21 protein-coding genes and 2 pseudogenes are annotated in these 25,209 nt (G+C 45.8%); 3 read left to right on the forward strand and 20 right to left on the reverse strand.

The annotated features are described in order from the left end of the window. The first annotated feature begins 31 nt into the window (after positions 1-31). Positions 32-1,120, forward strand: coding sequence for an alkene reductase (locus AB4154_RS06865; RefSeq protein WP_372122564.1), 1,089 nt, complete (start codon positions 32-34; stop codon positions 1,118-1,120). 298 nt (positions 1,121-1,418) lie between these two features. On the opposite strand, the gene rlmJ is transcribed toward AB4154_RS06865, so the two are convergent. The 20 genes and pseudogenes from rlmJ to phhA form a co-directional block, all read right to left on the reverse strand. Further along, positions 1,419-2,285, reverse strand: a complete 867-nt coding sequence (gene rlmJ, locus AB4154_RS06870) for a 23S rRNA (adenine(2030)-N(6))-methyltransferase RlmJ (protein WP_372122566.1) — start codon at positions 2,283-2,285, stop codon at positions 1,419-1,421. A 201-nt stretch (positions 2,286-2,486) separates the two neighbouring features. After that, entirely contained in the window at positions 2,487-3,440 is a 954-nt protein-coding gene (gene secF / locus AB4154_RS06875; RefSeq protein ID WP_017061264.1) for a protein translocase subunit SecF, read from the reverse strand. A 2-nt stretch (positions 3,441-3,442) separates the two neighbouring features. Continuing rightward, positions 3,443-5,242, reverse strand: a complete 1,800-nt coding sequence (secD, locus tag AB4154_RS06880; protein ID WP_065583953.1) for a protein translocase subunit SecD — start codon at positions 5,240-5,242, stop codon at positions 3,443-3,445. Positions 5,243-5,518: 276 nt separating this feature from the next. Beyond that, positions 5,519-5,983, reverse strand: a complete 465-nt coding sequence (locus AB4154_RS06885) for a hypothetical protein (protein ID WP_065583954.1) — start codon at positions 5,981-5,983, stop codon at positions 5,519-5,521. Positions 5,984-6,289: 306 nt separating this feature from the next. After that, on the reverse strand, positions 6,290-9,064 hold the full coding sequence (locus AB4154_RS06890) for a M16 family metallopeptidase (RefSeq protein ID WP_372122568.1): 2,775 nt from the start codon (positions 9,062-9,064) through the stop codon (positions 6,290-6,292). A gap of 239 nt (positions 9,065-9,303) precedes the next feature. Beyond that, the gene (locus AB4154_RS06895; RefSeq protein ID WP_372122570.1) at positions 9,304-10,152 is read right to left on the reverse strand and encodes a LytR/AlgR family response regulator transcription factor; all 849 of its coding nucleotides are present in this window, start codon (positions 10,150-10,152) and stop codon (positions 9,304-9,306) included. 72 nt (positions 10,153-10,224) lie between these two features. Further along, positions 10,225-11,259: a sensor histidine kinase gene (locus AB4154_RS06900; RefSeq protein WP_017061259.1), complete on the reverse strand. Its 1,035-nt coding sequence runs from the start codon at positions 11,257-11,259 to the stop codon at positions 10,225-10,227. Beyond that, positions 11,259-12,551, reverse strand: a complete 1,293-nt coding sequence (locus AB4154_RS06905) for a hypothetical protein (RefSeq protein ID WP_372122572.1) — start codon at positions 12,549-12,551, stop codon at positions 11,259-11,261. The genes AB4154_RS06900 and AB4154_RS06905 overlap by 1 nt, the downstream gene beginning before the upstream one ends. Before the next feature lie 9 nt (positions 12,552-12,560). After that, positions 12,561-13,343, reverse strand: coding sequence for an outer membrane lipoprotein-sorting protein (locus tag AB4154_RS06910; RefSeq protein WP_372122574.1), 783 nt, complete (start codon positions 13,341-13,343; stop codon positions 12,561-12,563). Then, entirely contained in the window at positions 13,336-14,625 is a 1,290-nt protein-coding gene (locus AB4154_RS06915) for an ABC transporter permease (RefSeq protein WP_372122576.1), read from the reverse strand. The genes AB4154_RS06910 and AB4154_RS06915 overlap by 8 nt, the downstream gene beginning before the upstream one ends. Next, positions 14,613-15,311, reverse strand: a complete 699-nt coding sequence (locus tag AB4154_RS06920; protein WP_017067011.1) for an ABC transporter ATP-binding protein — start codon at positions 15,309-15,311, stop codon at positions 14,613-14,615. The genes AB4154_RS06915 and AB4154_RS06920 overlap by 13 nt, the downstream gene beginning before the upstream one ends. 46 nt (positions 15,312-15,357) lie before the next feature. Next, positions 15,358-16,038 carry a hypothetical protein gene (locus tag AB4154_RS06925; protein ID WP_372122578.1) on the reverse strand — a complete coding sequence of 227 codons (681 nt, stop codon included), beginning with the start codon at positions 16,036-16,038 and terminating at the stop codon, positions 15,358-15,360. Positions 16,039-16,498: 460 nt separating this feature from the next. After that, the gene (locus AB4154_RS06930; RefSeq protein WP_017070192.1) at positions 16,499-17,374 is read right to left on the reverse strand and encodes an NAD(P)-dependent oxidoreductase; all 876 of its coding nucleotides are present in this window, start codon (positions 17,372-17,374) and stop codon (positions 16,499-16,501) included. A 12-nt stretch (positions 17,375-17,386) separates the two neighbouring features. After that, positions 17,387-17,551: pseudogene (locus AB4154_RS06935) on the reverse strand (LysR family transcriptional regulator); the annotation flags it as partial. A 161-nt stretch (positions 17,552-17,712) separates the two neighbouring features. After that, the gene (locus AB4154_RS06940) at positions 17,713-18,429 is read right to left on the reverse strand and encodes a YebC/PmpR family DNA-binding transcriptional regulator (protein WP_371965217.1); all 717 of its coding nucleotides are present in this window, start codon (positions 18,427-18,429) and stop codon (positions 17,713-17,715) included. 96 nt (positions 18,430-18,525) lie between these two features. Beyond that, positions 18,526-18,735 (reverse strand): DUF3283 family protein, encoded by a 210-nt coding sequence (locus AB4154_RS06945; RefSeq protein WP_004732615.1) that lies wholly within the window; start codon positions 18,733-18,735, stop codon positions 18,526-18,528. A gap of 165 nt (positions 18,736-18,900) precedes the next feature. Further along, positions 18,901-19,656 carry a hypothetical protein gene (locus tag AB4154_RS06950; RefSeq protein ID WP_102285515.1) on the reverse strand — a complete coding sequence of 252 codons (756 nt, stop codon included), beginning with the start codon at positions 19,654-19,656 and terminating at the stop codon, positions 18,901-18,903. Between the two features lie 166 nt (positions 19,657-19,822). Then, entirely contained in the window at positions 19,823-20,923 is a 1,101-nt protein-coding gene (locus AB4154_RS06955) for a Fic family protein (protein ID WP_372122580.1), read from the reverse strand. A 141-nt stretch (positions 20,924-21,064) separates the two neighbouring features. Next, the gene (locus AB4154_RS06960; RefSeq protein WP_017066731.1) at positions 21,065-21,403 is read right to left on the reverse strand and encodes a 4a-hydroxytetrahydrobiopterin dehydratase; all 339 of its coding nucleotides are present in this window, start codon (positions 21,401-21,403) and stop codon (positions 21,065-21,067) included. Further along, on the reverse strand, positions 21,393-22,187 hold the full coding sequence (gene phhA, locus AB4154_RS06965) for a phenylalanine 4-monooxygenase (protein ID WP_372122582.1): 795 nt from the start codon (positions 22,185-22,187) through the stop codon (positions 21,393-21,395). Before phhA ends, AB4154_RS06960 begins: the two co-directional genes overlap by 11 nt. A 199-nt stretch (positions 22,188-22,386) precedes the next feature. Between phhA and AB4154_RS06970 the strand changes: the two genes are divergently transcribed. Both AB4154_RS06970 and AB4154_RS06975 read left to right on the forward strand, forming a co-directional pair. Beyond that, a complete protein-coding gene (locus tag AB4154_RS06970; RefSeq protein ID WP_372122584.1) occupies positions 22,387-24,441 on the forward strand; it encodes an acetoacetate--CoA ligase in 2,055 nt (684 codons plus the stop codon). A gap of 302 nt (positions 24,442-24,743) precedes the next feature. Then, a pseudogene (locus AB4154_RS06975) lies at positions 24,744-25,190 on the forward strand (toxin VasX); the annotation flags it as partial. Between the last annotated feature and the right edge of the window lie 19 nt (positions 25,191-25,209).

Genomic DNA, 25,209 nt, shown 5'->3' on the forward strand with positions numbered 1-25,209 from the left:
AAGATCACAGCATTAAAACAAGGTAGAAACCATGAACAAATTATTCGAAGCATCAGAACTGAAAGGCCTAGCACTACAAAACCGCGTGGTTATGGCACCCATGACACGCGCTCGTACTAGCCAACCTGGAAACGTGCCAAACGACATGATGGCAACCTATTACCAACAACGCGCAAGTGCAGGGCTGATCATCACGGAAGCAACGCAGATCTCTGATGACTCTCAAGGTTACTCATTCACACCCGGCGTTTATACCGATGCACAAATCGAAGGTTGGAAGTCAGTAACAACAGCAGCAAAAGCACAAGGTGCCGCGATATTCTGCCAGCTATGGCATGTAGGCCGAGTATCACACCCTACCTTTCAAAAAGGCGAGTTACCGATTGCACCTTCTGCATTAGCTCCAATAGAAACGCAGGTTTGGATCTCTGATGAGAATGGTAACGGCAACATGGTGGATTGCATCCAACCAAGAGAGATGACCCAAGCAGACATCGATCGTGTTGTTCAAGATTTTGCTAACTCAGCGAAAAAAGCAGTCGAGGCAGAGTTCAACGGAGTGGAAATACACGGTGGCAATGGCTACCTGATTGATCAGTTCCTAAGAACCAACTCAAACAAACGCACCGACAACTACGGCGGTAGCCGCGAGAACCGACTTCGCTTCCTAATCGAAGTGGTTGATGCTGTGATTGAAGAGATAGGTGCCGATAAAGTAGGTGTGCGCTTGGCGCCGTTCATCACCTTCAAAGACATGAACTGCCCAGATATCGTACCAACGATTTTAGAGGCATCGAAGGCACTTCAAGATCGAGACATCGCTTACCTGCACCTATCAGAAGCCGACTGGGATGATGCTCCAGTTATCCCTGAAAGCTTCCGTGTCGAACTAAGAGCCTTGTTCTCTAACACCATCATCGTTGCCGGCAGCTACACACCACAACGCGCCGAAGAAGTACTAAGCAAAGGCTACGCCGATCTCGTCGCATTTGGTCGCCCATTCGTTGCTAACCCAGATCTAGTTTCACGCCTACAAAACGGCAGCGAACTATCCGATCTTGATGGCGCCACTCTGTTCGGCGGCAACGAAAAAGGCTACATCGATTATCCAGTGTTGTAGTGAATCTTAAATTGATAGAACTGCCTTAGATTTTCCTTCAGGCAAAAGAAAGGCTCGCATGACTAGTGCGAGCCTAATGCAGTTTAGGGGGTAAACCACAATCTGATATTAATCTGGGACTAATTATTTAACTTATGAGCCATTATGCACTTGTGCGCATTGATATTCTATTTTTAAATGATTCACTGCAATTAATCAATCGATAAAAGTTAGCGTTTGGTCAATTTAAACCACATAGATAACAGTGGTTTAGTTAGTGATGTCTAGAAAACCATCATAAAACCCATAAAAATCAGATCTATAAGCTTCTCATTTGCCAGTAGCCTTCACCATTAGTGGCGAGTTGGCTGTGTAAATAATCGAGCGTATCTGCGACCGTTCCCGCAATGCCTTGTGGTGGATTGAACAACAGCAAACCACTGCCGATCAGGCGATCATCACCCTTGGGCTCTCTAAGGCGAAGTTCCGACTTGATCGGACTTGGTAGTAAACCATCTTTCACCGCTGTCACACAGTGGTTCAGAATCAGTGAGCTCTTGTCATCCGTATAAAGTGGATACCAAATCAAGGCAGATACTTTCTCAGACTGTTGATAAGCCTTAACCAAGGCATCAATCACTGCGAGATATTCAGAATCAGTTTCGTAAGGTGGGTCAATCACGATCAGGTGGTGGTTATCATGCTTGGCCACATCATCAGGCAGCGCTTTGAGCCCGTCGCCTGCGGTGATAGTTAGCTTACTTGAGACATCAAGATCGCGTTGCAGCTTCTCAATGTTGGTTTGTAATAAGTCGGCTTCGTCTTGCTGGATGTCTGAAAAATAGAAACTGTCTTGGCTGCGGCCTTGTTGATAGGTAATGGCAGCAGAACCGGGATACAAAGAGATAAGCTGATTCGGATTGTAGTATTCCAGCACCGTCATAAAAGAACTGAATGCCGACGGAAGATAAGCCTTATTTCGCCACAAGTATCCGACCCCTTCCGCAAACTCGCCCGCGTGATTGCTTGGTGCTGTGGTGAGGTCATAACACCCAGTACCTGAGTGTGTGTCGATAACGTTGAGGCGAGAGTGTTGCTGCATTAATGACCGAACAAGTGCACTCAATACTGGATGCTTTAGCGCATCCCCATGATCGCCTACATGACATTGATGTCGATATTCCATTCCTTTGCCTCATTTCTACTGACGTCATCTAAACATACTTCATATCATGGGGGCTTGCCTGCTCAATCCATCGTTTTTTGAAATAGGCTCTCTTTTCTGTAACTGTTTGACTCTTATAAAAAATAAAGCCCCTCGTTTTACTATAAACGAAGGGCTTTGTTGACGTTACTGACTAAGTTGTACTGTTAACCAATAGATAACCTAAGGGTACTCACCCTCAACTTCTACCGGCGCTTTCACTTGGTAGTGACAAGGCTGTAGACCAAGTAACTTAGGCAGTGTGATACCTACTGAAACTGAAGACCACGTACCGCTGACAATACCTACAACCAGTGCAATCGCGAAACCTTGCAGCGCAGCGCCACCAAGTAGCCAAAGTGCAGATACGGTGATTAGCGTTGTACCTGAGGTCACCATGGTGCGTGAGAAGGTCGCTTTAACCGATTCGTTAAGCAGGTTGTCAGTGTCACCATTTGGATTACCACGCAGCATCTCACGGACACGGTCGGCAATGATGATCGAGTCATTCAATGAATAACCCAAAATCGCCAACACAGCCGCTAACACAGTCAGGTTGAACTCGAACTGAGTAAAAGCGAACAGACCCAAGATAAGCGTCACGTCATAGATGATCGCGGCAAGGGCGCCGAGAGCTAAACGCCATTCAAAACGTACACTCAGGTACAGCATGATCATTAGGAAACACACCAATACCGCTAAGCCACCTTGGTCAACCATGTCTTGACCAACTTGAGGGCCAACCACGCTGCTGTTAAGCACTTTTACTTGGTCGCTAACAGAAGACAAAGCATCCACTAAGTTTGGCTGTGGAGCGTCTGTCAGTTGGCTATAACGGATTGTCCAGCGATCCTGTTCTGCCATACCAACCACTTGCACGTCTTGTTGGAAAGCTGTATCAAGTTTTGTTTTTAACGCATCTTTGGTGACTTGATCAGAGAGCTGAACCTCGGCAACCACACCACCTGTGAAGTCCAAGCCCCAGTTAAAACCTTTCACCGCCACCAGCATCACAGAGCTCATGAACAGCACAATAGATATCGCAGACATCACCTTACGAAGGCGAGTCATATTCTTATCCGAAATATAGCTATTTGAAAAATAGCGGTCTGAAATAGTCATTTTTGAAGTACTCATGCTTAAATCCTTACATCGTGGCGTTGGTCACGCCCCCAAACCAAATTGATGATCGCTCGTGAAGCAAAAATGCCCGTGAACATACTGGTTAGAAGACCTAAGCCTAGAGTCAGAGCGAAGCCCTGAATCGGTCCATTACCAATGGTGTATAGAGCCACAGCAACGATCATGGTGGTGACGTTAGCATCGAAAATTGACGAGAATGCGCTATCGAAACCACGATCGATAGAGCTAGCAAAGCTGCGCCCTTCTTTCATCTTGTCTCGAATACGCTCGAAGATAAGCACGTTAGTGTCTACCGCCATACCGACGGTCAGTACCAAGCCCGCAATACCCGGCAGAGTTAATACCGCACCTGGTAACAAGGCAATCAAGCCAAACAATGTGGTCATGTTAACCACCAATGCACAGTTCGCGACCCAACCAAGGCGGCGGTACCATAGCGCCATAAACGTTAGAGTAAGACCAAGGCCAAGAGCCAAAGCAGCAAAGCCATTCGTTACGTTTTCAGCCCCCAGAGATGGGCCAATGGTGCGCTCTTCAATGATGGTAACAGGCGCTGTTAATGAACCTGCACGTAACAGTAGAGCAAGCTCTTGTGCTTCTGCCATGCTGCCTGCACCTGTGATTCTGAAACGGCTACCCAGTTGAGATTGGATGTTCGCCACACTGATCACTTCACTGGTTTTTTCGCTGTTACCGGCTCTGTCACGGCTGTATTCGCTGTAAACGGTCGCCATTGGCTTGCCGATGTTATGGCGAGAAAACTCAGACATTTTCTTACCACCAGAAGAATCAAGCGTGATGTTTACTTCTGCACTGCCCATTTCACCAATGCCACTGCGTGCATCGATAATGTGTTCACCGCTCAGCACTGCTTTGCGAGCAACCACTACGCGATTACCATCTGAATCTTTCAGAGTTTGAGTATTGCGCGTTGCGTTGTCGTACACAGAGTAGAACGCTAATGAAGCCGTAGCACCAATCACGTCTTTCGCAGCTGCAGGGTCTTGTACACCCGGTAATTCGATACGGATACGGCTTTCACCTTGGCGTTGAATCGATGCCTCAGTGATGCCTAGCTCTTCAATACGGCTGCGCATGATCTGCAGGTTTTGTTGAACCGTTAGATTACGTAGCGTTCTTTGCTCTTCTTCAGACTGAGTTAACGTTAGCGATTTATCTGAACGGTCACGTTGCCATTGTGGGAACTCTTCGCGAATCAGTTTCTGTGCTTTCTCGAAATCGGCATCAGTACGGAAGTTAAACTCAACTTGGTTGTTCACCACTTTACCGCGTGCATAACGCACTTGGCTGGTGATTTCATCGACTACAGATTGCGCTTGTGCGTGGTAAACCGGTTCCATGTCTACTTCTAACAGGAACTGCACACCACCACGTAAATCAAGGCCTAGCTGAATCGGTGCGAAGCCCATGTCAGTCAGCCATTTCGGAGCTGCTGGCTCCATCGCTAGCGCAACCGTCGCGTTGTCCAATAGGCGCTCATTCAGCACCTCTTTAGCCTTCGCTTGTTGTTCTGCGTCTTCCAAGATTACGACTAAACGTTGGTCTTTTTGAAATGCCGATTTGGCTTGAATGCCTTCGCTCGCAAGGTATTGGGTAATTTGGCTAGCATCGATGGTCTGTTCAGAACGGTTGTTAATTTGAACCGACGCATTCTCGCCATACCAAGAAGGTAAAGCACTCAGAACCATGATGATAATGGTGGCGATAAGCACCGCGTATTTCCACTTTGAGTAGTGGTTAATTTGTTTTCTTTGAATGCGTTTTTTCACAGTCAAGATCTCTTCTTTCTACCAATCACCGTAAATACGTGCTCAAAAATAGCACCAGAAAAAAGCAGTGATCGAGCATTTTAACCAGCTAGGGTGACCAGTTATTTACTACGATTGGTATGTCTAATATTTTGCGAACACGAGCGATGGCTAATCACGACCAGAACAAGCTGATTGAAAGATAGTGATGCTAAAGCTGATGTCGCTATGTTTGTCTTGGTTAACTGGCGAGTTCAATGGGCACTAGGCGACCATCGATACGACCAATTTAGGGTCAAACGATTAGCTAAGAAGTTCTCGGAAATGCGAGTATTGGATGTTGCCCTCTTTCCACCCCGAAAGCCGGGAAGACGGAGAACTCACAATACTGGTCCAGTGCAGCTTGGAATCCAACAACGGCGTGTTGAAGAGCAGGGAAGCCAGTATTGAGGGGGGAGAGAAGTCAATCAGTAGATGATAAGCAGGCTCAAGATCGGCCACGCTTTCTTGCTCGTTACTGAGCATACGTCTGAAGTTTGCTGCTTGAAGGCTTGATTCGGTGTCGTGATAGTTGGAACTGTCACCAGAAGGTACTGTGCCAAACTGAGCCTTATCGCACTCTAAGTAGCTCGACGGATTATCCGTATCAGCTTGTTTACAAAGATCATTTTGTGAAGATTGCTCTTGAGCCGAGTATATTTGAAATGGCTTAGAAGGCAACGAATAGCCGTTAGAATTCACTAAGCCAAAGCTCAGTAAAAACAACATTAAGACTAATCGGGTACCCAGTTTAAGCAATCTAATATCCAAACAACATTCTCGTAGATCGTCAATCTACAATACAAATGAAACGCTGTCTTGATTTAAAACATTTTTTTAGAAAATGATACGATGCAACCGATTAAGCGATCTCAAAATTTAGATTTACATAGATCTAAAACGGCTTAACAACAGGTGAGGCATAGACGTTATGAATGGTGGGAAAACAAGAAAGCCAAGCGGTGCTCGCTTGGCTTTGAGTTGTCTCTTTCTGTTGGTTTCAAGCTTTAGGCTTTAGGCTTTAGGCTTTAGGCTTTAGGCTTTAGGACGCATGATGTTCTTAACCTTACGGCTATCTTCACCAAAGATGCGTTGGACAAGTTGATTCATGTCTTCCGCAGTAATCGACCTCGCCACTCGCTCAACTTGAGACAAAGCTTCGATATCGTAACCATGAAGTAAATAACGAGACAGATACCATGCTTGGTCAATAGAGCTCGTCTCGAGAGGCGTGAAGTCCGCTTCAAACTGTTTCACGACTGCGTGCATTTCCTTTTCAGAGACGCCTTGTAAAAGGTCTGCAATCACTTTATCGATCGCCACTTCAACTTGGTCAACGTTCTCCGGCGCTACCATCGCCCCGATAACCCACTCACCACTCAGCTCACTATCTGCGGATGATGAATACGTATATGGCGAGTAATCTAAGCTCAACTCTTCACGAATGTAAGCATCTAAACGAGCCGCCAGCAGTCGTTCTAGCAAGTTTTCCGTGAAGATATCTTTTGCCGTTACGCCTTGGTCGGTTTCGGCTTCAGGTTCAGAGATGACTCGTAAGATGTACTCTGCACTATTCACATTGTTGATCGCTAAATCAATGCGTGATTCAGATGGCTGCTTGTAAGCCACCTTAAATTCAGGAACCTCAGCTTTTTCTAATGGAATCGAAGCCAAGTATTGCTCAACCAAAGGCTTTAATTCACTTGGGTCGATGTCACCCACGATCACCAATTGGTTATGCCTCATTTGACCAAACAATTGCTGATGAAGATTAGCGACGTCTTCCACAGAAACCGCTTCAACACGTTCTTTATCAACAAAGAGGTGGCCACTGTCTTGACGATAGATATTCTGGTTTCTTGCGCGCTCAAACTGACCGACAGGGCTGCTCAAGAAAGATTCTTGACCTTGTACAAACTCCTGTTTCACTGCCTCTAACTGCTCGGGAACAATTTTAGGCGCAGTTATGAAGGTATAAAGCGCAGCAAACGTATCTTTAAGTCCGTCTTTATTGATATTAAATTCAATACCATGACGAGTATTACCAATGAAAGAATCGGCGCTAATATTTTCACGATCAAAGTACGCTAAAAGCTCAGAGCCCGTAAACTCACCGACACCACTTCGATCGAAGGTAGGTAACGCAACCTCAACAGCTGGGTACAAGCTCGGATCCAAAGCGGCTTTTCCGCCGAGGCTCATGTACATCACCCCAACATCATCACCTGCCTCATAATCACGCAGGTACCACATGTCGATGCCATTGCTTAACGTCCACTTTTGGATGTATGGGTCAATAGACATTTGTTCAGCAAGTACAACCTCGCCTTGCGAGCTAGGTACAGCAAAAGCACTCGCTGTTCCAATCGCAAGCGGCGGAACTCCCGCCTCGCTATACGTGGCTTTTAAGCTATCTAGAGAGTTAATGACCGCTGTTCTGTCTTCATTGTCATCCATCCCAATAACAATAAAGTAATCATCAGAAAGTAGATTCTTGATGTTGTCGTTAATCACTTCAAGGCTCAAGTTAGCGATGAAAGCTTCCAAGCTTGCTTGATAATCTTTCTGTGATTGGACTATTCGATCATTGACTAACGCACTCACTTTGTAATTCGCGTGTTCAACACTGTCCATTTTATCCCAGTTATGCTCGATGTTATCCAGCAAGTCTTGGTAGTAGTACAGTTCGCCAGCAATATCCGTTTCCGAAACACCAAAATCACGCAATGATGCCAATGTAGAAAGCAGATCTTGTTGGATAACTTCACGGTCTCCAGCCGGAAACCCAACACTTATTGACGAATAGTAAAAAGCGCCCATTCGATAACTATCAGATGCAATCCATTGAGTCGGGAACGCGGCATCATTGAACACCGCTTCTAATCGTCGTTGAATCAATTGCTGAGCGGTTTCATCTAACCTGCGTTGATTCTGCTGAGCATGATTTTCAACTATATTTGAACCGCGGTTAAACGTCAGAGTGATGCTTGGCGCTTCTCTTCCTGCGTACTCAACATAATCATCTTCATTGAATGAGGTCGTTTTCTGTTTCTCTGGTCTCGGCGTATCGCCACGCTCCCAGCTAGAAAACTTTTCTTCAATAAGTGGAATCACAGTTTTGATGTCCACATCACCAGAAACGACCAGCTCAACTATTTGAGGTTGATACCAAGTCTGATAAAAGTTGCTGATGCCTTGAGGAGTAGCATTCACGATCGACGATTTAGTCCCTAATGCATCTTGCGATTCGTACGGGCCGCCTTCAACGAAGTAATCATAATATATATCTCCGAATGACTTATCATCGAGGCGAGCCATACGGAACTCACCAAGAACCACGCCTTTTTCTTTTTCGACTTCTGAACTTGATAGATCCAGGCCATCACCAATGTCACGCATCCACGTCAAAGCAGACTGCAATTGGATGTTATCTGGCAAATCTAACTGGTAGACCGTCTCTTCATAAGAAGTGTAGGCATTAATATCAGCACCAAAGCTAGCGCCTGCGTCTTCGAATAGACGAATCACATCGTTCTGAGAGAAGTTTTTACTGCCATTGAATGCCATGTGTTCCAAGAAGTGCGCGTAGCCTTCTTGTTGAGAAGTCTCTTGAATCGAACCGGCGTGCACGACTAAACGAACAGATACGGATTCTTCATGATCTGGATAAACATGATAAGTAAGGCCATTTTCTAGTTGGCCTGAAGTCCATGCCGGATCCGGCTGGATTGGCGTTTCGGTAGTTTTTGATGTTGAGCTACAGCCAACTAAGGTGAGGCATAGAGCCGTCGCTAAATAATATGTTTTCATAACAACCTCTTAATGTCATTCATCGACAATATACAGATTGAGCTAACGATTATTATTTAATATTGAACCTGATGAGTATCTTTGTGATCTGGATCTTTATTTTATAAATCACCAATCGTTATGTAAGATCGCTGTGCTCATTTAAATAGGCATTTAGATAAGAGCCTATTAAATCGATTTTAGACTCGCTAACTACATCTATTTAAAATCAATAAGCTACATAAATTTCAGCCAGTTCTCTACATACCTTTAAACAACGCTTGCGAGGCACGGCTGATCGGTAGCTTTTCCCCTGACACATACGCCGACATCTGACCTGAGAGCCCTTTCTTCACCTTATCGATGGCCGACACTTTCACCACCACAGAGCGATGGATCTGCCAAAACTCATCAGGGTTCAGCTGAGCAATCAGCTCTTTTAATGATACGCGAAGAATAAACTCCTCTAGCAAACCGCCTTGGCCTTTTTTGAATATAGACACGTACTTGTCTTCCGCTTTGAAGTAAGCGACATCATCGACGGCGATTAGGTGAATGTCTTCCCCTACACTGGCTTTGAGCCATGTGAGATACTTTTTCTCCGATAGATAAGGAGGCTGCGTTTGCTGTGACGTCGACTGGGATAGTTGTTGAAGCTGAGCCATTAACGCCGTGATATCGGGCTGTTCTGGCGTGGTACCTGTTTGTGTTTGATTGCTCGACAGACGCGCTTGCACTTTCTGACATGTGGCCAGTAAACGCTCTTCATTGATTGGCTTAAGCAGGTAGTCCATCGCATTGTGATCAAAAGCTTTGACCGCGTATTCGTCATAAGCCGTGATAAACACAATCAATGGCGGTGAATCTAACTTGTTGAGTTGTTTCGCCAGAGAGATACCATCCAGTTCCGGCATACGAATATCGAGAAAAGCCACGTCGGGCTTAAGCTGCTGAATACTCTGCATCGCCTCCAAACCGTTTTGTGCTTTACTGACGATTTCTAACTCCGGCCAAACCTCAGCAAGGCTCTTGTCTAAGTGGTGCCTTAACAGTGCTTCATCGTCTGCGATTATCGCCGTTACGCTCGGCTGTACTGTTGGGTTGTTCATGGTTAGTCCTTTAAATTCACACTGTAAATCGTCTATTTTGCGTCACTGTTCGGTGTTTTCTGATCTGTAATTCTAGGCAGCTGCCTCAGTCAACGGTAACAAGATCGTCGAGACTACCCCGCCTTCAGCGTGTTCAGTAATCGTTAGGCTCGCCTTATCACCATACAGGGTTTCGATTCTTTGACGAATATTGCTTAACCCAACACCGTGACCCGTATTCGCAGAAGGCGTTTTCAACCCAGCGCCATTATCAGCCACTTCAATTTTTAGCTGCTGTGCTTGTTGAGTAATACGAATATTCACTTGGCCACCAGCGGCTTTGGGCTCGATGCCGTGCGTGAGTGCATTCTCGACCAAAGGTTGAATCAAGAACGGTGGAATCACCTGCAAATCGCTAATCTCGTGTATTTCAATCGAGAACGTTAAGCGCTCACCCAAGCGTATCTTTTGGATATTAAGATAAGCGTCTAACAAGTCGACCTCTTGTGCGATGGTCGATTGCTCGGTGCGGCTGTTTTTCAGAGTTACACGTAATAAGTCAGTCAGTTTTTCGAGCATCAACTTGGCTTTCGCGCTGTCACTCTCAATCAATACATTGATGGTCGCAAGCGTGTTGAACAAGAAGTGCGGTTCAATTTGGCTTTGCAGTTGTTTAAGCTGGCTTAGCACCACCACCTTTTCTTGGTCGGCCTGACGACGCTTGGCCACTTCCAATTCGTTATCGGCACGTAACTGCTGCTCCCGAGTATAGAAATAGTAATAGCAAACCGAACAGAAGATCACACCGAGCAAGACTACAGATTTAAGGTCCGAGATATTAGCCCCGAAATACCCGTTCAACCAATAGTGTGCGTTCAAGGTACCAAAGGTCATCGCGATCACCATTGAGATACCCACCTCAAGCGTTCGAGATGTCCTCTTAAACAACTTCACCAAGATGAAAGAAGAACCCACGGCGCTGTAGCCAAAGCCAAAACTGATTGCCAGGTTAACCGTTAATCCGCCGCCCCAAATCGTATGGGTTGTAATCGCAATAAGAACACAAAATAGCGTGGTGAACGCGAAACTCTTAATCCATGAAAATCGACTGTTTGAAGAAGTGTCCATTAAAATCGTCCTTTGATATTTAAGAGAATCATATGACTATCGGGTAAACTGGCGTAAGCAGAATCACTTTTACCACCTAGAAAGCGTGCAGCAAGTTCCAAATCCAACGATGAATTGCCATTATCTAAAGCCTGATAATTGAGCCACTGAGTCGCAATAAAACCGCCATCTTGAGGAGACAACATGACATCGAATGTTGGCGTGATATCTTCAAGCCAGCCATGTGTCGAATCCAGAGACCAATGAAACATGATGTTGTGTTGAACCAAATTGGCGTGCTGATAGCCTTGCGCATAAGAACCTACCAACGAAGATGTCATCGGATTAACCGACAAAGACTCTGCACTTTCTATCGCGCTTTGCCACTCAGAATGACTCCAAGCACGGCTATCAAACCAGTATTCCAGCACCACATTATGGCCCGTGTCATTGGCCCATGTTAATCCTGCTAACGCTTGGTAAGCCTCGCCCTGCTCTTCTAGATAAACCGGTTTATGCAGTGAGTTAGGCTGGCTGTAACCCAAACTTTGTCGCTGATAAACCATCGAACCGTGAAACTCCCACGCGAGATTTAATACCGACACCAAGCTCGCTCCAAGCAAGCCGTGGCGTACATCGTCGTAATAAGCGATCCATTGATATTCGTGGTCGCCAACCAGATTGTAACGACGTATCCCAAAGCCTTGTTGCTGATTCTGCTTTTCGAATTCATTTACGTCTTGGGAAGTCCATGACGAATCGCTGTAAAGCAGTGTCCATTCGCCCGTCATATCGAACAGTGACGCTGAAGCCACACCGGCGCCCTCTTCTGCGACAATGCCAACAGGGTTTTGTCGGTAAGGCTTGATAATGTCTAACGGTCGGTAGCCATAACCAACACCCCAATCTAGGCGAACCTTACCGAGTGTCACATCAAGGTAGTGATCACCGAACGCTGAATTAGACAGTTCAACACCACCTTGCCAAAACAGCTCGCGCGCAATGAATTCCGATTCAAAGCTCGCGTCTTGGTCTTGAGGAGTATTAGTCAAAATATCATTGGCTTTCACGGCAAACAGGCCAAGCCAATTGCCATATCCAACTTCAAGATCCAACAAACCATTGAGTGACTGACGATTATCAGATGCAAAAGGGCTAAATGGCGACTCTCGCGATTCAACGGCTTCAGCACTCAGTTGCCAGTCCCACGCTAGGCTCAGATCGTCCGCTTGAGTCGTGTTACTCACACAAGACAATGCAAGAAAGCTAGCGATTAAAGGCTTAATGTGGAATCGACGACTAGAAGCTTTCATGGCACCCACCTAAAGCCCAGACACGCTATTACGTGATAAGTAAGCAGGGTTGTAGTATTTGTCCGCTAAAGCTTGTTCGCTTACCTCGCGGTACTCAATCACGGTTTTCTTACTTGGTTGAATCTTGTCGAGCAAAGTCATCGAAACTACACTTGGCAAGCCATCTCGCACGCCTTCAGTAAACCAAGCTTGCTTGGCTAACTTACCTGAACGCAGATACAGATCCGCTTTAACAGGAAACGCTCGGTCTGCCGTTAACCACAGATCAATCGATTGATAGCTGGCACCCTTGGCTTTCGCCGTTAGCTTTAGATGATAAGTATCGAGTGTCTCGCCAGTCGACCTCTCAACCTGTTGCTCGGCAACCCACTTACCTTGGTAATCTTCGCTCCAAGTGAGCGTCGAAATGTCCCCTACCGAAGCTTCACCCAAGAGTTTCTGCATTGGTGTGATTCGGATAGGTCGGCGCGATTTCGGCATCAGTAACCAATAGTTGTCCTCTATCATCAGCATCTTTTGACCCGCCTCGACCGCCGACTTGAACACGACCAGCGACTCTCGGTTTGGTCTTGTGTAGACGTTGTATTCGCGGGTTTTGTCTAGTTGCTCGTCTTGATATAGCGCGACCAGAGATACCACTTTAGACGCCTGTTCGCTGTTCAAGCGATAGCTATCCGCCTTGGCGATCATCTCTGTGACTTGTTGTGAATCGACTGCCCAGCTTGGTGTCGATGCTAGAACCAAAACCAATACAGAACCTAAAACAGTGAGTGAACGAGTAAATTTATACATAAACCAGCGCCTCCGTGATTGGCTTATTTACGCCTTTGCGAGCAGAGAAATAAGCGGCTAGCAAACAGATCGTCAGTACACCCAAGGTGGCGTAACCAACCAATTCCAATGAGAAGTAAATATTGAGTGGGTAACCTTCGGTTCTTCCCGGAGGTGGTGGCATTTGCACATCAATCACCAGCAATAACACCGACACTAAACCGCTCACTAGTGCGCCTATCGCACTGCCAATTACCGCCAGTAAGCCCGCCTCTTTTAGAAAACCCGCCACGATTTCAGAAGGGTAACTGCCAAGTGCCGACAAAGTGCCAATCTCACGAGTTCGCTCCGTCACCGACATGGTCATGGTGTTAAACAAAGATACGAACACTACCAATGCCATCACTGCGCCCATGATGCCGAAGATACGGTCGTAAAGGTCTTTAACCTTGGTGTAGAAGAACGCGCGACCTTGCCATGGGGTGAGCTCAATATCTGAGCCCTGTTGACCAACTTGCTTGTCCAAAGCCAATTGGATGCGCTGTTGAACCGTCGAAGTCTTGTTGGTTTCAAAAAGAAAGACCGACAAGGTGCTGACTTTATCTGACGCTAAAAGCTCTTGGGCAGTGGTGATGTGTACGTATAACTGACGCTTATCCAGCTCAGGCACTCCTGTCGAGTAAATACCCTGCACCTTAAAATCAAAAGCGTTCAATGCGCCGTCACTGGTGGTGGCGAGCAGTGTCACCCAATCATCAACCGCAACTTTGAGGTTGCGAGCAAGGTCGGTTCCCAGCATCACTTGTGGCTCTTGGCTGTCGTATCTGGGAGATTTCACATCTGAGAGAGTTTGACCACTGCGCACATCAAGGAATGGACCTTTCATGTCGAACTCACGCTCATTAACACCCGTTCCCATAAAGATGGTCGACTTGCTGCCGTTAGAAACCAAGCCGCTAAAATAGACCCTAGGCTGCACACCACGCACGTCGCTGTCGCCAATAATGCTCTTGGTTAGGGCTTGAACATTGTCTAGACCATTGCTCAGCGGCATGTCTTCATCTTGCTCAAAATATCCCGGCGTACTCAAAGTAAGATGACCAGTATCGCGCGCGGTCGATTCACGCAGAGATTCATAGGTATAAAGCCCATAACCTCCAGCCGAGGTCAGCGCAAATACGGCAATTGCGATGATCAATACCGAAAGCAGACTACGGCGACCGTTTCTCAATAAATTAAGCCACGCCAAACGCACCGAGGTAGGAAGCAAAAAAGTGCTCATTCTTTGTGTTAACTTGCCCATGAGATTGCCTCCATTGCTGTGGCTTGTAGTGCCAGTTGACCATCGATAAGTTCAATGACTCGGTCACAACGCTGCGCCATTCTTGGGTCATGCGTTGCGACAATAAAGGTGGTGCCCATTTCATGGCCGAGCTCTTTCATAATGTCGATCACAAGGTTGGCGGTGTGACTGTCTAAGCTAGCGGTCGGCTCATCGGCAATGACTAAGCTTGGGTTGTGGATTAGCGCTCTGGCTATCGCGACACGTTGCTGCTGGCCGCCTGAAAGATTGTCTGGGCGATGATGTACATATTCGCCTAGCCCAACACGCTCCAACATCTCTTGTGCTCTGGTCTGCTGTTCTTGTTTCGAACATTGGTTCAACATCAATGGGTAGGCCACGTTCTCAAGTGCCGTCATCACTGGAACCAGATTGAAGCGCTGAAACACAAAACCCAGCGACTGACGACGAAAACGCGCAGCGGCGATTTGCTCAGTCGGATACGGTTGGCCATCAATATTGATCTGTCCTCGATAGCTCATATCCAACAAACCAAGAATATTCAAAAGTGTGCTTTTTCCAGAACCCGACGGGCCACACAACGCCACCATTTCACCGCGCTGGATATGGCCATCGACCCCGTTTAATGCATCAACACGTTGACCGCCTGTGACATATGCTTTGCCGATATCTTTAAATTCAATCATCCCGTTTTCCTCTGATTACTAACCAACTGTTTAGCTTCCATGCCCTTTATTTCGCTTTCGCTATTAGGGCCTTCGCAGTCATCGTTTCGATGTTGTCGGCATCGGCCGTTTCCATTTGCTCTAGCCACGCTTGTGCTTGCGTTAGGTCTTCAGCACGAATCGATGCCTCAATCGCATAACGGTAAATCCACGATGTCACAGCGAAATGCTGTTGCTGGAAAGCATCTTCAGCCAATAGCGAGAGGAACAGGTCATAACCACGATCGAAATGATTAAACATGTCTGGCAGAGAGGTGTAAGTAACGGCGGCCATTGCGCGAGTTAGGTAAGAATCTGGCAGCCCTTGAACACGGGGTTGTTCATGAATTGGTTGGTCTTCGTCTTTCAGCAGCACCAGTGATTTATCAATGGTTGATAAGCCTCTCTCCACATACTTCATCTTGTTCCAAGGTAAGAACGCATCACGCCCCATCAGGGTTTCTGTGCTTCCTAAATAAACTAAAGTCAGTGGCGTAGCGCCGTCTTGTTGCAGCGTGTCATTAAGGCGTTCATAAGCCACCTCAACCAAGTCTTCATTGCCTTGCGCCGCTTGGTTGTAGATATCGAGCACGTCTGAACTCGGGTTGGCCTGCACCAAAGTGGGTGCGAATGAAACAAGTGCAATCAGTAATGAACGCTTAAGCACAGAAGTTGTAGAGCCTGAATTAAATGAGTGTGAAGTAGTCATAATTTCTAATCCCTTTCAAATGTTGACGTTGAAAGGTTAACTAGAATTTGTCGCGCAGTTTTACCAATGCGACGAATGGTAATAATGAGGAGTGAATGGTTGAGAGGCGGTGTGAGTGGGGTCTCAACCTTATAGGAACTAGACGAACACTATTCGCATAATTAGCCATAGTTACCTCCCCCTCCAACTCCCCCTCAATCTGGGTTCATCAATATCTCTAGATCTTTAGCAGAGGGGGAGAACTTTCTTTAGCACTGAACATATATCGACACTTTTAACGATCGATGTTCTATTCCTCCCCTCTCCACGATCAGCAAGGGATCTACATATGAATCAAGGGGAGGCTAGGAGGGGATTTATTTTGGATTAACGCACTCGGCAGAGCTCAAACCAAAAAAATAGCCGCTAATCCGCGGCTATTTTTAGTTATCTAAACGAAGTTCCTATTACTTCGATCTTTCTACTTCTTTGTCTCTTCAACCACGGCTTTCATCAATACTGATGTATCCATGCGGCCTTGTCCTTCGGCAGACAGTGCCTTGTAGGCGTTGTTGGTCTTTTCAGTCAGTGGAAGCTGGATGCCTTGGCGCTCAGCTTCATCTAGACAGAAACCTAAGTCTTTGATCATCCAATCAATTGCAAAGCCAAAATCGAACTTGTCTTGTGCCATTGTGGTAGCACGGTTTTCCATCTGCCATGAGCCAGCAGCGCCGTTTTTAAGGCAATCAACCAGAGTTGGGATATCCAAACCTGATTTTTCAGCAAGCACTAAGCCTTCAGATAAGCCATTCAACACTCCTGCAATGCAGATCTGGTTAACCATTTTCGCGCGTTGGCCTTGGCCGACTTTACCCATAAGAACTGACGACTTACCGTAAGCTTCGAACACAGGTTGAAGGTCGTTGAAAAGCGCTTGTTCGCCACCACACATGATGGTTAGCACGCCATTTTCTGCGCCCGCTTGGCCACCAGATACAGGTGCATCCATAAAGCGAATACCGGCTTGCTTCGCTGCCACTTCAAGCTCTTCAGACAGAACTGCAGACGTTGTAGTGTGATCGACAAGAATCGCGTTTGGCTTCATCGCTGCCAATGCGCCTGTTTCGCTGGTTGTCATGCTGCGTACGTCGTCATCGTTGCCCACACAAACCAATACCACGTCAGCTTCCGCTACACATTCAGCCACAGATTCTGCCGCTTTACCTTGGTGTTTATCAGCCCAGTCTAGCGCTTTACTGTGAGTGCGGTTAAATACCGTTACTTCAAAACCGGCTTTGACTAGATGGCCTGCCATTGGGAAACCCATAACGCCTAGCCCGATAAAACTTACTTTCATTTCTTTCTCCTTTTATTTGACCAAACCATCACTATGAAAAGATCGAACACTCTCAATCAGTGCATCAATAAGCAGGGTCAAAGCCTTTGGCTGATATTTTCTTTCTTTGTACACTAAATACGCTTGGCGATCACCCCGATGATACTCAGGGAGTACTTAAATCAGATTCATGTCGGGATAAGACGAACAATATAATGAAGTTCAGCGATAAATCGCGACCAGAGAACGCTTTGTCAGCCGTACATTATGGAACGATGATCAAGGAAAATCAGGTATAACGTTCATAAAAAAACCGAGCACTAGGCTCGGTTTTTTAATAACTTTTGTTACTGTAAAGATTACAGCTCAGCGTTGTGGTAAACCTGCTGAACGTCATCACAGTCGTCAAGCATGTCTAAGAACTTCTGGAATTTCTCAGAATCTTCTTCAGCTACTGGCGTAGTTGTTTGAGGAACGAAAGTGATTTCCTCAACGTCTAGCGTTAGCTCTGGGAACGCAGTGTTTAGTGCAGTCTTCGTTTTGAAGAACTCAGTCGTTGGAGCGAATACAGTGATTACACCGTCTTCTAGCTCAACGTCAGTCACGTCTACGTCTTCCATCATAAGCGTTTCTAGGATGATCTCGTCATCTTCACCAGCAAACTGGAATACAGCTTGGTGAGCGAACATGTGAGAAACAGTACCTTCAACACCGATTTTCGCGCCAGTCTTAACGAAACATTGGCGAACGTCTTGGAAAGTACGGTTGCCGTTGTCAGTTAGACAGTCAACGATTACGCTTGTGCCACCTGGGCCAAAACCTTCGTAGCGAGCTGGTTGGAAGTCTTCACCGCCGCCGCCGTTCGCTTTATCGATCGCTTTTTCGATAACGTGTGCTGGTACTTGGTCTTTCTTCGCTTTAGCAATCAGGTGCTTAAGAGGTAGGTTCATGTCTGGGTCAGAGCTGCCGTTCTTAGCCAGTACGTAAATCTCTTTACCGTATTTAGAATAAACTTTAATTTTTGCGCCTGCAGTTTTCGCCATTGAGGCCTTGCGCACTTCAAAACTTCTTCCCATCGGGATCTTCTCTCTGATTCAATTAACGGTGCAAATTCTAGCAAATTACTGTGTCATTTCAATTCTACAGCATTGCTGGGCAAGGTTTGTCTGCGTTTATGCGACACCCATTACCCGTTTGTATTTTTCTACAGACTGATCAAACCAAGCCTTTTCTTCTGGGTCACCTAGCTTCATTGCTTCTTCAACAATGGCTTCAGGGCCACATTTCGCTTGCTTCAGTTTCCATACAAGAAACGATGCTTGCTTATCCAGTTCGATTTTATTTTTCTCGCTGGGTGGAAGGAGTGAAAGGTTGATAGACATTGCTAGCCTTCGTCTGTAATACACTTGGCCGAGAAATATATCATAGAGCAGCCTCATAAAACCAATACTATGAGTAACCGAAAGGGTTTATGAGACAAGAAACTAAGCAAGTCACTGATGCAGGTCAAGCTAGTTTGGGAAAGTGCGTTTAGTTAGAACACTCCATCAACTAGCTTGTTTAAGCTGTAGTGCTTTATTCACTTCAATTCGCGCTTTACGATATGAAACTTCAACCGACTCATGACAATCGTGTGCAAACATAAGCACTGAATATATTAAAGACAACTGTTTGTCGATGATTTTTAACGCAACGGCTTTACTAACTTCTGGCAATTTAAATGAGTTCCTTAAGTGTAAGTCGTTATAAATATAGTTACATTCATTCAAAGCTTGGGTGCACCCCATAAGGCTTGAATCTTTGTTAAGTGTATCGATTATATTATTACATGAGCGAGTAAATTGGACTGCCACATTAAGATCTAGACTCATCTCCCCGTTAAGTGACCGTGGAAACATCTTTTTATGTAGCTTACGAAGCAGTACGTCATCAAAATCATCTAGCTGCAAGATATCCACATATTTTTTAAATTCCTCTAGATGCTTGTAATGATTTGAGAACGTATTTTGTTGATTTGTTACCCTTATCTGCTCTTTCGTTTGTTCAGATCTGTGGTTAGCAGCCAACAATGCAATGATTGGTATAATTAGAGCCAAAATTCCAAGAGGAAAACGAAAGACTGAAACGAAATTATTAAAACCCGCTGCGGATAAATCCCAACGTAAGGGAGTATGTACCACTATCAAAAATGCACAAATAGAAGATGTAATTATAATCGCTAATGTAACAATCCAAACAATTGGAAGCGCTATAAAGCTTCTATGTGGATTAAACTGAACGTCTAGCAGTGACAAAAGTTTCACCTCAACCCCTTAGATTTTAAATTACTAAATATTCAATAATCATAATAACTTAGACAATGAAATGTAAAGCGTTTATAGCTTGGACTTTAATACATTATCAACAAAAAACCACCAACATTCAGTCTGAACATTGGCAGCTTTTAAGTATAGGAATAGGTGTATAGATCTACTTCGGCAACAGATAGCGCGTGCTTCTGCCACCAGAACCAGATTTAACTAAGCAGCCATGCTCAATCAAAGCGTTCAAATGACGTGTTGCTGTGGCGCTGCTCACCTTTGCTACTTTCTGATATTGACTGGCATTGATACCTTCTGAAAAATCACCATCGAGCATCCTATTCAGCACTTTTACTTGTTCTGCCGTAAGCTTGGTTTGATCGATGCTGCGCCAATAGTTAGTCTTATATACAGTTTGGTCGACCTCAGCGAAAACGCCTGTAAACGTCTCGTCTAACGTATCTAAGAACCACATCAACCATTCGCTAATATCGAGTTCCCCTTTCTGGGTTCGCTCCAATATCTCGTAGTAATGCTTGCGGTTAGCGAGAATCCCCACCGACATCGCATAGAAACGTACCGACTGCTGCTCGGCCTGTGCTAATGCCAAGTCGGTCAACAATCGAGTAATACGACCATTACCATCATCTAACGGGTGTAAGGTGATAAACCAAAGGTGAGTGATTGCGGCTCGCAATAGAGGATCGAGTGTGGCGTCGGTAAGTGAATCATTAAACCATTTGATAAATGTATCTAGCTCAGCATCAAGAATGTCTCGGCTAGGCGCTTCAAAGTGCACGGTTGGGCGGTCAATTCTTCCTGATACCACTTGCATCGGAGCGTCACCTCGTAGCTGACCTCCAACTACAGGGTTAAACATGGTGTAGCCTTGAGGAAACAGTCTATCGTGCCAATGTAAGATCCTATCAAGCGCTAGTGGCTCTGTTAGGTTCTGCACCGCATCCAACATAATTTCAGCTAGGCCATCGGTTTGTTCTGTCGTTGGAAAAGGTCGATCTTCACTGACACCGAGTTTATTGGCTAAAGAAGACCGGACCGAGAAAGCATTAAGCTTTTCTCCCTCAATCGCACTGGAATGGACTATGTTCGCTAATAAGGTGTCGAGCATGGTTTGGGATTGATCTGCCGACTGTGAGGTAATCTTGCCCAATAGAATGCCCTGATTAAGCCGTACTTCTCTTAACCTCACGCCTATTTTCTGATTATCCCAAACAAAGTTTGGCCAATTATCTTGCTGCCAAATCCACATATTACGCCCCATGATGCGAAAGTATCACTTATTCAACTCATACTATGAGCTGTTTAAGGCAATTATTCAACTCACATTATGAGCCGAATAATGAGTTAATCGCATCACAGAGGTTGCAAGAGTAACTTCTAACCTACAAAACTATTCACTCACCGCGAACACATCGCAGCGTGAGGCGCAGATGAAATCATTCTTGTGCAGGCCTTTGATTGAGTGGCTCCACCAAGTGACGGTGACTTTGCCCCACTCCAATAAGATCGAAGGATGATGGAACTCTTCTTCTGCCAATTCTGACACTTTGTTGCTGAATGCCCACGCTTGTTTGTAGTTCTTAAACTTAAACACTTTCTCAAGCTGCGGGATGCCGTCTCTTTCGATGATCTGCCAGTCTGACAACTCCAACAGTAAAGATTGTTGTTCATCTTCACTTAGGGCAATCGCGTCGATACTGCAGGCTTCGCATTTTTGTTCATTCAACATGTGTTGGTTCCTTGGGTTCAAAAAGTGGTGGTAGTAACCCCGCATCGATGGCGAGATCAGCTTGCTGTAATAGGTTTTCCTGACTGATTTTAAAGAGCTCAGATAGCTCGTCGATCACGTAATATTTCGGCTGCATGATGTCGATACGATAAGGCGTTCTTAACACCGTTTGCAGATCGAACCGCTCGCGAACGGCCAAATCCCCTCCCAACGCATACATAGTTTCCGCTGGAGACGAAAGAATGCCACCGCCATAGATTTTCAGTTGTTGGCCTTCTTTTACTAAACCGAACTCAACCGTAAACCAATACAAACGGGCAAGATACGCGCGTTGTTTAGGTGTGGCTGCTTGGCCTAGTTTTCCGTAATGCTCAGTGAATGTCGCAAAATCGGCATTGGTGAGCATGGCACAATGGCCGAAAATTTCATGAAAGAAATCAGGTTCTTGTAAGTAATCGAACTCGTCTCGCGTTCTCAAAAATGTCGCCACTGGGAATTTTTTGTTGGCGAGCAAATCAAAGAATCGGTCGAAATCGATCAATGCAGGCACAGGCTGAACTTGCCAACCGGTTGTTTCCATTAGCACTTTATTTATCTCTGGCAACTGAGGAACTCTGTCTAATGGTAGATCCAGCAAGGTCAAACCGTGCAAATAAGCATCGCATGCGCTGTCATTAATCACGTCCAGTTGCCTTTTCACTAAGTCGTGCCAAATAGCGTCTTCTTCGAGGCTCCACTCAACCCATCCCTCTTGGCTCACGGGCTTAGAATGATATTGAGTCATTACACTCCTCCTTTCGAATGTCTCACTTTAAGCCTATCTCCACTCCTTATAAGCGCCAATTTGCGCGATTTTTCGAAACAAGCGATCGTGTAACATTTTATTTACACAATTCCACCAAGCGCTTATTTTGCTGAACTTTTGACTTTGTAAAACCTAAATACCAGACTGAAAACGTTAACTTTTTGTTAAAGGTAAAGGAATGCACGAGAGCAATAAGCCAATTTGGCACCCTAGCGACCAGCGTATCGCACACGCCAACGTAACCCGATTTATGGATAACCTTGAACAGTCTGGGTTAAACCTAGATAGGGACGTAAAAAGCTACACCGAACTCCATCAATGGTCTGTGGAACATCCGGAATCATTTTGGCAAAACGTATGGCAGTTTTGTGGAGTAGTCGGCTCACAAGACTCTATTAACAAGGCAGAAAGCGAGACCATCAAAGCTCAAGGTGGGAGCCGCTGGCAGCAGCCTAAATCGAACCGTGATGCGGTTTGGTTTCCCAATGCACAAGTAAACTACGCCGAGAACTTGCTGCGTTTGGCACACACCATGCCTGATGAGCTTGCGATTTGGTTTGAGAATGAACGTGGCGAACAACAGAGTTATACATGGGAAACCCTGTGTGAAGCTGTCTCTAGTGTTCAGCAATGGCTTGTCGATAGCGGAGTGAAACAAGGTGATATAGTTGCTGCGTATACTCCCTATCTGCCACAAACCGTGATAGCCATGCTAGCCGCCACCAGCTTAGGCGCGATTTGGACGTCAACCTCACCTGACTTTGGCGTCGAGAGTGTGATTGAGCGATTTGGACAGGTGAAACCTAAGGTGCTGTTCACCTGTGACGGTTACACCTTCAATGGCAAAACGTTCGATATGGCGGGCAAGAACCGTGAAATCATCGAACACTTAAACGAATTAAAACAGGTGTGTGAGATCGGTTATTTGAAACCGAGTAATGACTTAGAGAAGAGCGATTTAGAGAAGAACGAATTAAAGAAAAACAAAGTTAAACATGATGTGTCACCCCAAAGTTGGCACAGCATCATTCATCACTATCAGCCACAACCTGTGCGATTTGTGCGTGTCGGCTTCAATGAACCGTTGTTTGTACTCTACTCTTCCGGCACCACAGGCAAACCCAAATGTATAGTGCATTCTGTCGGTGGCACTACCATCAACCACCTAAAAGAGCATCAGCTTCATTGCGATATTAAACCAAGAGATCGCGTGTTCTACTACACCACTTGTGGTTGGATGATGTGGAACTGGCACGTATCTGCGCTCGCCAGCGGTGCTTGTTTGGTTATCTTTGATGGTAGCCCGGTTTACCCGCAACCTAACGTTCTATGGGATTTAGCGCAGCGTGCTGACGTATCGACATTTGGCACCTCAGCCAAGTATTTAGAGGCGATTGAGAAAGCCGAACTCTCGCCAATAGACAGTCACTCGCTTCCTCATTTGAGAACACTGTGCTCGACGGGTTCTGTGCTTTACCCAGAGCAGTTCGATTACGTTTACAAGCACATCAAGCAAGACCTGCATTTAGCGTCGATTTCTGGCGGCACGGATATTTGTGGCTGCTTTGTTTTGGGTAACCCAATCTCGCCTGTGTATCGCGGTGAGTGCCAACAGGCCGGGCTCGGCGTCGACATCAAGGTGTTCAATTCGTCTGGTCAAAAGGTCGATCACGAACGTGGCGAATTAGTATGCACCAACTCCCTACCCAACTTCCCCGCTGGCTTTTGGAATGACACCGGAGAGCGCTATCACAGCACCTATTGGGATAGGTTCGACAATGTGTGGCATCACGGTGATGAAGTCGCACAGAGCGTGCATGGCGGTTATCTGTTCTACGGGCGAGGTGACACTACGCTCAACCCTGTAGGTGTACGTATTGGGACTGCTGAGATCTACCAGCAAGTGAACACTATTGACGGCATCATCGACTCCATCGCAGTGGGTAAAGATGTCGATCGCAATGAGCAGATTTGGCTGTTCGTTCAACTGCAGCAAGGTGTGAGTTTAGATGAAAAGTTACTGACAGCCATCAAAAGCAAACTCAAATCCTCTTGTTCGCCAAGACACGTGCCAAGCCAGATATTTGCGATCAGCGACGTGCCAAAAACACGCTCTGGCAAACTGGTGGAGTTGGCTGTGAAACAGGTGATCAATGGCAAAAATGTAGAAAACCTCGGGGCTATCGCTAACGCCGAGGTTTTGGAAGAGATAAAGAGTGTTGTTTCGCTTTAATAGTTAGAACAGAACTATGAGATAAAGGGCCAGTCAAAGGTGCAAGTTCAAAAGCATTCAGCCCTTTGCTGTTCTTTCTAATATTTGCGTTTACTGCAAGTTACCCATCACCATAACAGAAAGTCAGTAGCAATTTTCTATTCCCCACTAAACTCAAAAGTTAGAAAATCAGTACAAGTTATTGGATAATCGTACAATTTTTCGTTTATGAAACAACCGTAACAGCGCTTTATAAGGGCTAGACGTTGGTCTAAAACTTGCTTTAAAGCAGGTAATATTAACCTTATCGATTTCGTGAGCTTATGAGCAACCCTCTTCCTCCCAAAACATCCATGCTGTGGAATGACCATCCTTACACGCTCGAAGAAGCCGTTGCTGCGTATGAAAGCGATGGTTCCTTATCTTCATTGACTGAAACTTCAACAGCGCCCTCAAATGATATTGCAGGCTCACCACCTGAGCGCAGCATGTTTTGGGAAGGAGAAACCAAGAAAATAGACCCGCCCTCAAAACCTGAGCCAAGAACGATTGATATGACGCAGAGGAATGAGCCCGAAGAAGGTGGACCGGCACATTTCATTCCAGTACGTTATGCTATTGACCAGCTCGATAGTGAAGACGCTTCACCATTTGGTTTACCAACTAAATGGCAAGGCAAAGGACCAGCAAAGCTCAACACTATTGGCTATACACTCCGTCAGGTGCGCGATGGTTGGCTTTATGTTTATGATTCGGTTAGGAAGGTCCTTGTGTAGTGGTCAACTGATA

The organism is Vibrio sp. 10N.286.51.B11 (genome assembly GCF_041469245.1).
Lineage (GTDB): Bacteria > Pseudomonadota > Gammaproteobacteria > Enterobacterales > Vibrionaceae > Vibrio > Vibrio crassostreae_C.

Coding starts and splice junctions, on each gene's coding strand:
- AB4154_RS06865 (WP_372122564.1), top strand. CDS start 32: ATGAACAAATTATTCGAAGCATCAGAACTGAAAGGCCTAGCACTACAA.
- rlmJ (WP_372122566.1), bottom strand. CDS start 2,285: ATGGAATATCGACATCAATGTCATGTAGGCGATCATGGGGATGCGCTA.
- secF (WP_017061264.1), bottom strand. CDS start 3,440: ATGAGTACTTCAAAAATGACTATTTCAGACCGCTATTTTTCAAATAGC.
- AB4154_RS06885 (WP_065583954.1), bottom strand. CDS start 5,983: ATGTTGTTTTTACTGAGCTTTGGCTTAGTGAATTCTAACGGCTATTCG.
- AB4154_RS06890 (WP_372122568.1), bottom strand. CDS start 9,064: ATGAAAACATATTATTTAGCGACGGCTCTATGCCTCACCTTAGTTGGC.
- AB4154_RS06895 (WP_372122570.1), bottom strand. CDS start 10,152: ATGAACAACCCAACAGTACAGCCGAGCGTAACGGCGATAATCGCAGAC.
- AB4154_RS06900 (WP_017061259.1), bottom strand. CDS start 11,259: ATGGACACTTCTTCAAACAGTCGATTTTCATGGATTAAGAGTTTCGCG.
- AB4154_RS06905 (WP_372122572.1), bottom strand. CDS start 12,551: ATGAAAGCTTCTAGTCGTCGATTCCACATTAAGCCTTTAATCGCTAGC.
- AB4154_RS06910 (WP_372122574.1), bottom strand. CDS start 13,343: ATGTATAAATTTACTCGTTCACTCACTGTTTTAGGTTCTGTATTGGTT.
- AB4154_RS06915 (WP_372122576.1), bottom strand. CDS start 14,625: ATGGGCAAGTTAACACAAAGAATGAGCACTTTTTTGCTTCCTACCTCG.
- AB4154_RS06920 (WP_017067011.1), bottom strand. CDS start 15,311: ATGATTGAATTTAAAGATATCGGCAAAGCATATGTCACAGGCGGTCAA.
- AB4154_RS06925 (WP_372122578.1), bottom strand. CDS start 16,038: ATGACTACTTCACACTCATTTAATTCAGGCTCTACAACTTCTGTGCTT.
- AB4154_RS06930 (WP_017070192.1), bottom strand. CDS start 17,374: ATGAAAGTAAGTTTTATCGGGCTAGGCGTTATGGGTTTCCCAATGGCA.
- AB4154_RS06940 (WP_371965217.1), bottom strand. CDS start 18,429: ATGGGAAGAAGTTTTGAAGTGCGCAAGGCCTCAATGGCGAAAACTGCA.
- AB4154_RS06945 (WP_004732615.1), bottom strand. CDS start 18,735: ATGTCTATCAACCTTTCACTCCTTCCACCCAGCGAGAAAAATAAAATC.
- AB4154_RS06955 (WP_372122580.1), bottom strand. CDS start 20,923: ATGTGGATTTGGCAGCAAGATAATTGGCCAAACTTTGTTTGGGATAAT.
- AB4154_RS06960 (WP_017066731.1), bottom strand. CDS start 21,403: ATGTTGAATGAACAAAAATGCGAAGCCTGCAGTATCGACGCGATTGCC.
- phhA (WP_372122582.1), bottom strand. CDS start 22,187: ATGACTCAATATCATTCTAAGCCCGTGAGCCAAGAGGGATGGGTTGAG.
- AB4154_RS06970 (WP_372122584.1), top strand. CDS start 22,387: ATGCACGAGAGCAATAAGCCAATTTGGCACCCTAGCGACCAGCGTATC.